This window comes from Pandoraea terrae, from assembly GCF_902459695.1.
Taxonomy (GTDB): Bacteria; Pseudomonadota; Gammaproteobacteria; order Burkholderiales; family Burkholderiaceae; genus Pandoraea; species Pandoraea terrae.
The window spans coordinates 20,165-27,004 of the sequence record NZ_CABPRZ010000042.1; the positions used below are offsets into that span (position 1 = coordinate 20,165).

Here is a 6,840-nt window from a genome sequence, read left to right on the forward strand (position 1 = left end):
GATTCTGGCAAACACGGGGTTGCGCGCGCGATGCGCGTCTGCACCCCGTCGCGCTTGCGGCAAACCGGCGAAGGCGCCGTGCGGCTCAATCGTCAAGCGCGCACAGCACGGGCTTCGCGTTCAGCGTATTCTGCAGCACTTGCGGCGCAATCCCGATCAGATAGCCGCGGCGCCCGCCGTTGATATAGATTCGCGGCAGCGCGAGGATGCTCGACTCCACGTAGACGATCATCGCCCGCCTGGTGCCGAAAGGCGACGTGCCGCCGACCAGGAAACCGGAATGCCGCTGTGCGACCTCGGGCTTGCAGGGTTCGATGCGTTTCGCGCCGATCTGGCGGGCGAGATTCTTGGTGGAGACGGTCCGGTCGCCGTGCATCAGCACGATCAGCGGGCGCGCCTTCTCGTCTTCCATCACCAGCGTCTTGACGACAGCATGTTCCTCGACACCCAATTGCCGTGCCGACTCCCCGGTGCCGCCATGCTCGACATACTCGTAGACATGCTCGGTGAACGCCACATTATGCTTCTTCAGAAACTGTGTGGCGGGCGTTTCCGAGACGTGTTTGGCCTTGCTCATCGCGCCATTGTAATAAAAAAAGTCAGCCGCGCGGGTGATGCCGGGCGTGAAGCGTCTTGAGACGTTCGCGCGCCACGTGCGTATAGATTTGCGTGGTGGAAATATCCGCGTGACCGAGCAGCAATTGCACGACGCGCAGGTCGGCGCCGTGATTGATCAGATGCGTGGCGAACGCGTGCCGCAGCGTGTGCGGCGACAGCGGCGCATGAATATCCGCCAATTGCGCATAACGCTTGATCAGATACCAGAACGCCTGGCGCGTCATGCCATCGCCGCGTTGCGTGACGAACAGCGTATCGCACGCGCGGCCACCCAGCAGTACGGCCCGGCTCTCGCGCAGGTAGCGGTCGAGCCACGCGCCGGCTTCGTCGCCGAATGGCACGAGCCGCTCTTTCGCACCCTTCCCGAAAATCCGCAGAACACCTTCGTTGAGCCCGACTTCGATCGTCTTGAGCGACACCAGTTCCGACACGCGCAACCCGCTAGCGTACATCACTTCGAGCATGGCGCGGTCTCGCAGACCGAGCGGCGTGCTGACGTCGGGGGCGGCCAACAGCGCCTCGACCTGGGTCTCCGACAGTGTGGACGGCAATCGCGGCGGACGTTTCGCCGAAGCGATGCGCAGGCAAGGGTCCGAAGCGCAATGATGTTCGCGCAGCGCCCATTGATAAAAGCGTTTGAAGACGGACAGCCTGCGATTGACGCTGCTCGCGAGGCTGGCCCGCCGATAGGCGAGATAGGCGGTGAGGTCAGCTTCCGTGGCGCTGTCGAGCGACTTGTCCAGCGAACCGCTCAGCCATTCGGCGAAAAGGCGCAGATCGCGCCGATACGCTTCGAGCGTATTGCCGGCGAGGCCGTCTTCCAGCCAGACGGTGTCGTTGAACGTGTCGATCAGCGCCGCGCTGGCCAGATACGATGCGCAATCCGGATCGAAAGCGATGCGGCCGGTGTCATGTTCGTCTTCGAGCGCCGGGTCGTGCGCGTTGTCGTGCAGATCGTCGGGCAACGCGGAGGATGTCATGGGCTCACGCCTTCCTGCGCCAACGCCCAGGCGACATGCTCCCGGACCAGTGCGGACGGATGGTCGGCACGCGCGGTCAACGCAGCGCGCAACGGGGCGCGAGCGGTTTCATCGGCTGCGGCCCGCAACGCATTTCCGAGACCCACGGCGAGATTGCGCAGCCAGCGCTCATGACCGATGCGCCGGATGGCGCTGCCGGAGAGCCGTTCGAGAAACTCGCTTTCCGTCCAGGCAAACAGCTCGGCCAGCGACGCCGCGTCGAGGCGATTGCGCGGCGCGAAATCTGTCAGCGGTGACGGCCGGGCAAACTTGTTCCAGGGGCAGAAGAGTTGGCAATCGTCACAGCCATAGACACGATTGCCCATCTTGGCGCGCAGCGCTTCCGGGATGGCACCTTTGTGCTCGATCGTCAGGTACGACACACACAACCGGGCATCGACGCGATATGGCGAGACGATCGCGCCGGTCGGGCAAACTTCCTGGCAGCGCCGGCATTGCCCGCAAAACTCGCCGGCGTCGAGGGAGACATCTACCGGCAGCGGGACATCGACAAACAACTCGCCCAGGAAGAACATCGACCCCGCGTCACGGCTGAGCAGCAAGGTATGCTTTCCGCGCCAGCCGATACCCGCCTTTTGCGCCAACGCCACTTCCAATACCGGCGCGGAGTCCGTAAACACCCGATACCCGAACGGACCGATCTCGGCCGAAATCCGATCTGCCAGTTGCTGAAGACGGCTACGCAGTACCTTGTGGTAATCGCGGCCGCGTGCATAGACGGACACCACCGCTGCGTTCGGATCCTGTTGGCGCACATCTTCTTGCGCGCGCCATGTGGCGGGATCGGTGTCCTGGGGCAGATAGTCCATGCGGGCGCTGATGACCCGCAACGTGCCCGGGACCAGTTCGGCCGGCCGCGCGCGCTTCATCCCGTGGTTGGCCATATAATCCATGTCCCCGTGGCAACCCGCGTCCAGCCAGGCTTGCAGGCCCGCTTCCGCGTGCTCCAGATCCGTGTCCGCGATACCGATCCTGCCGAAACCGAGTTCGCGTCCCCAGGTCTTGATGCGGGTGGCGAGCGCCGCCAGCGCGGCGGCGTCCAGGGACGCGTGCGGCGCATCGGCAACACCGGATGTCGACGAAGTCTCGACTTGTGCGGCGGGAGCGGGGAAAATCACGGAAGCTTTCATTCACTCCATTTTACGCAATGCCCGAATATCCTGCGGCCGGCGGCACTTCTGACGATCCTGTCGGCGACGCGCCCGGTCAAATTTCCGGCACCCCCGGGCCACGCATCTTCGCACTGCCTGACGAGCCTGCCACCGAGACATTTGCCGCCCGCCTCGCGCAGGCCATCGTCGCGCGCATGGCCACCGCCCCCTCAGGCAAACGGGGACTGCATGTGCAGCTCTCAGGCGACCTCGGCGCCGGCAAGACCACCTTCGTGCGCGCGCTTTTGCGTGCCCTCGGACATGTCGGCCGTGTGAAAAGTCCCACCTACACGTTGTGTGAACCATACAACATCAGTACCCCCAACGGACCGCTGCCGGTCTATCATTTCGATCTGTACCGCTTCGGCGATCCGGCCGAATGGCACGACACCGGCTTTCGCGAACATTTTGCCGGCGACGCCCTGTGCCTGGTCGAATGGCCTGAAAAGGCCGCCGGATTGCTCGGCACCCCTGATTTGACACTGGCGTTGGAACCCGAAGGCGATGGGCGCCGTCTGACTGTCACTGCCGGCACCCCGGCCGGCCTCGCCTGCCTTTACTCATGCTGATCAAACGCTTTCGACGCACCGACGATTCATCCACGCTCGACGCCGGCCGGCGCCGCGCGCTGCGCACGGGCGCATCCACGCTGATCCTCGCGCTGGCCGGGCCCCGTCTTGCGTTCGGCAACACCATCGTCGCCGTGCGCGTCTGGCCGGCCAAGGACTACACGCGCGTCACGCTCGAAACGGACACTGCGGTCCCGTTCCAGCAGACGCTGATGGAGAGCCCCAACCGTTTCGTGATCGATCTCGACGGCCTGGAAATGAACGCCGCGCTGCGCGATCTCGTCGCCAAGATCCAGCCAAACGACCCCCAGATCAGCCAGGTCCGAGTCGGCCAATACAAGCCCGGCGTCGTACGCATGGTGTTCGACCTCAAGACCGGCGTGAAACCGCAGTCGTTCACCCTGCCCCCGGTCGCTGGCTATCAATATCGCACCGTTTTCGACCTGTACCCTGCCGTCGAACCCGATCCGCTGATGGAGCTGCTCGCCAAGTCCGAGCGCAAGGCCGAAGCCTTCGCCCAGAGCGGCGGCGCGGCCGGCAGCGAAGACAGTGAGGCGTTTTTCCGGAAATACGCTCAGGGCGATACGAAACCGTCGGGCCGTCAACCGTCGCAGACCGGCAAGCCTGCAGCGAAGCCTGCCGACAAATCGCCGCAGCTCGCCCAACGCCAGGATGACGACGACGACGCGCCCGCCCTGCCGCCGGCGCGCGGCGCGAAAACCGCGCGGCTGCTCACCATCGCCCTCGATCCTGGCCATGGCGGCGAAGATCCGGGTGCCGTCGGCCATCGCGGCTCGTACGAGAAAGTCGTGGTGCTGCAGATCGCCAAGCGCCTGCGCGACAAGATCGACGCACAGCCGAACATGCGCGCCATGATGACGCGCGACGCGGATTTCTTCGTGCCGCTCGGCGTGCGCGTCCAGAAAGCGCGGCGTGTCGAGGCCGACCTGTTCATGTCGATCCACGCCGACGCCTTCACTTCGCCGGAGGCGCGCGGCTCGTCCGTGTTCGCCCTGTCCGAGCGCGGCGCGTCATCCACCACGGCCCGTCTGCTCGAAAAAACCCAGAACGCGTCCGACCTGATCGGCGGCGTCAACATCAAGACGAACGACCGCGCCGTCGCACACGCCCTGCTCGACATGTCGACGACGGCGCAAATCCGCGACAGCAAGCAGTTCGGCAGCGCCCTGCTGCGCCAGATCGGCGGCCTCAACAAGCTGCATAGCGCGAATGTCGAACAGGCCGGCTTCGCTGTGCTCAAGGCTCCGGACATTCCTTCGGTGCTCGTCGAAACCGCGTTCATCAGCAATCCCGAAGAAGAATCGCGCCTGAACGACCCGGCCTATCAGGAAAAACTCGCGGACGCCCTGCTCACCGGCATCAAGGCCTATTTCGCCAAGAACCCGCCGATCGCCAAGAACCGCACCACGTAATCCGCCCCCGGAAAAAAGAAACGCGGCCCGTATTCGCCTACGTGGCCGCGTTTTTTACGTCTGTCGTGCGCGTTTTTTGTGACCGCTTACTTTCCTTGCGGATCAACGACGCGCCTGCGGCCGCGCGTGAGCAGCTTCCAAAGGGCGCCGAGCGCGATCGGGACGACGGCAGCGGCCAGGCCCACCAGCACGATCACGTTCAGGTACTGCTTCACGATCGGCAAATTGCCGAACAGGTAGCCGCCACCGACCAGCAGCACCACCCAGATGAAGGCGCCGACGACGTTGTACAGCTGAAAGCGCTGCCAGGTCATCTGCGAGATCCCCGCAACGAACGGGGCGAAGGTACGCACGACCGGCACGAAACGGGCGATGACGATGGTCTTGCCGCCGTGATGCTCGTAGAAATCGTGTGTCTTGCGCAGGGCGTCACGGTCGAGAAGGCGCCAGTTCCGCTCATAGACCTTCGTGCCGATCATGCTCCCGATCCAGTAATTGAGCGTATTGCCGGTGGTTGCGGCCACGAACAGCAGCACGCCCAGCAGCCAGGGATCCATGGCGCCCGTGGCCGCAAACGCTCCGCCGATGAACAGCAGCGAGTCGCCGGGCAGGAACGGCACCAGCACGAGGCCCGTTTCGACAAATACGATCATGAAGAGGAACAGATAGACCCAGTTCCCGTACTGATCAATGAAAACGCCCAAGTGTTTGTCGATATGGAGAACCATCTCGAGCAGTTGCAGCAAAGTATCCAAGTCGATTCCTCAAAGAAGGACGCCGGCCCGACCCCATGGGCGCGCGACGCAGGCATGATACCAGTCCGCTCGCCGGGCGTGACGGGTAGGGCGCCGAGGGCCGAAACCCTATGTCTTTGAGGGCTACCTTTATAATGGTTCCCATGTCATCGAATCCCGCCTCCGATCCGACCCCCGCCCATCCGGCGCCGAGCCCCGCCACGCCGACGCCGCGCCGCGAGATCCGTGTCCTTCCTGACCAGCTGATCAGCCAGATCGCGGCCGGGGAAGTCGTGGAACGGCCCGCGTCCGTCGTCAAGGAATTGCTCGAGAACGCGCTCGACGCCGGCGCGCGCGCCCTCCAGATCAAGCTCGAAGAAGGCGGTGTACGCCGCATCGCCATCACCGACGACGGCGGCGGCATGCCGCCCGAACAGTTGCCGCTTGCGCTCACGCGTCACGCCACCAGCAAGATCCGCAGTCTCGAAGAGCTCGAATCGGTGCTCACGCTCGGCTTTCGCGGCGAAGCGCTCGCGTCCATCGCCTCGGTCGCCCAGCTCACCCTGACGAGCCGTCATACGGACGCCGCGCACGCCACCGCGATCGACGGCAATACCGGGGCGATCACGCCCGCCGCCGGTCCCGTCGGCACCACGGTCGACGTACGGGACCTGTATTTCAATACGCCCGCGCGGCGCAAGTTCCTGAAGACCGAACAGACCGAGTTCGGCCACTGCATGGACGTCATCCGCCGCAGTGCCCTCGCACGGCCCGAAGTCGGCTTCTCGATCCTGCACAACAACCGGGCCGTCGAACACTGGAACGCGGCGGAACCCGCGGCCCGGGTCGCGCGCGTGCTCGGCGGCGATTTCGCCAACGCGCATCTGGTACTCGACGAAGGCGCGGCAGAGCTGCGGCTTTCCGGGTTCGTCGGCCTGCCGACCGCCAGCCGTGGCCGCGCCGACCAGCAGTTCTTCTTCGTGAACGGACGGTTCGTTCGCGACAAACTGCTCACGCACGCCGTGCGGGCGGCGTATGAAGACGTGCTGCATGGCGAACGCTACCCTGCCTACGTCATCTACTTCGATCTGCCGCCGCAGCTGGTCGACGTCAACGTCCATCCGTCGAAGATCGAAGTCCGTTTCCGCGATGCGCGCAGCGTTCACCAATTCGTGTTTCACGGCGTGCAGCGGGCGCTCGCCCGGGCGGCCGGCAGCGGCGGCGCCACGCATTCGGCCCATCTGACCGACGGCGGCGGCATCGCCCCGGGGGCGGGCACGCTGCCGCTAACGGGC

7 protein-coding genes are annotated in these 6,840 nt (G+C 64.8%); 3 read left to right on the forward strand and 4 right to left on the reverse strand.

Annotation, left to right across the window (positions count from 1 at the left end; genetic code table 11):
- Positions 1–85: 85 nt before the first annotated feature.
- The 3 genes from ybaK to queG are packed head-to-tail and all read right to left on the reverse strand — an operon-like array spanning position 86 to position 2,788.
- Positions 86–577, reverse strand: a complete 492-nt coding sequence (gene ybaK / locus PTE30175_RS27120) for a Cys-tRNA(Pro) deacylase (RefSeq protein ID WP_150700177.1) — start codon at positions 575–577, stop codon at positions 86–88.
- A 22-nt stretch (positions 578–599) separates the two neighbouring features.
- Entirely contained in the window at positions 600–1,598 is a 999-nt protein-coding gene (gene xerD, locus PTE30175_RS27125; protein WP_150700178.1) for a site-specific tyrosine recombinase XerD, read from the reverse strand.
- Positions 1,595–2,788: a tRNA epoxyqueuosine(34) reductase QueG gene (gene queG / locus PTE30175_RS27130; RefSeq protein ID WP_150700179.1), complete on the reverse strand. Its 1,194-nt coding sequence runs from the start codon at positions 2,786–2,788 to the stop codon at positions 1,595–1,597. The genes xerD and queG overlap by 4 nt, the downstream gene beginning before the upstream one ends.
- A 17-nt stretch (positions 2,789–2,805) precedes the next feature.
- Between queG and tsaE the strand changes: the two genes are divergently transcribed.
- Positions 2,806–3,378 carry a tRNA (adenosine(37)-N6)-threonylcarbamoyltransferase complex ATPase subunit type 1 TsaE gene (gene tsaE, locus PTE30175_RS27135; protein WP_150700180.1) on the forward strand — a complete coding sequence of 191 codons (573 nt, stop codon included), beginning with the start codon at positions 2,806–2,808 and terminating at the stop codon, positions 3,376–3,378.
- Positions 3,372–4,811 (forward strand): N-acetylmuramoyl-L-alanine amidase, encoded by a 1,440-nt coding sequence (locus PTE30175_RS27140; protein WP_224788998.1) that lies wholly within the window; start codon positions 3,372–3,374, stop codon positions 4,809–4,811. The genes tsaE and PTE30175_RS27140 overlap by 7 nt, the downstream gene beginning before the upstream one ends.
- A gap of 86 nt (positions 4,812–4,897) precedes the next feature.
- On the opposite strand, the gene PTE30175_RS27145 is transcribed toward PTE30175_RS27140, so the two are convergent.
- Complete coding sequence (locus tag PTE30175_RS27145) at positions 4,898–5,566, reverse strand: VTT domain-containing protein (RefSeq protein ID WP_150700182.1); 669 nt, start codon at positions 5,564–5,566, stop codon at positions 4,898–4,900.
- Between the two features lie 134 nt (positions 5,567–5,700).
- Between PTE30175_RS27145 and mutL the strand changes: the two genes are divergently transcribed.
- Positions 5,701–6,840: DNA mismatch repair endonuclease MutL (gene mutL, locus PTE30175_RS27150; protein WP_420819685.1), on the forward strand; the 1,140-nt coding region annotated here is incomplete at its 3' end.

Coding starts and splice junctions, on each gene's coding strand:
- ybaK (WP_150700177.1), bottom strand. CDS start 577: ATGAGCAAGGCCAAACACGTCTCGGAAACGCCCGCCACACAGTTTCTG.
- xerD (WP_150700178.1), bottom strand. CDS start 1,598: ATGACATCCTCCGCGTTGCCCGACGATCTGCACGACAACGCGCACGAC.
- queG (WP_150700179.1), bottom strand. CDS start 2,788: ATGAAAGCTTCCGTGATTTTCCCCGCTCCCGCCGCACAAGTCGAGACT.
- tsaE (WP_150700180.1), top strand. CDS start 2,806: ATGCCCGAATATCCTGCGGCCGGCGGCACTTCTGACGATCCTGTCGGC.
- PTE30175_RS27140 (WP_224788998.1), top strand. CDS start 3,372: ATGCTGATCAAACGCTTTCGACGCACCGACGATTCATCCACGCTCGAC.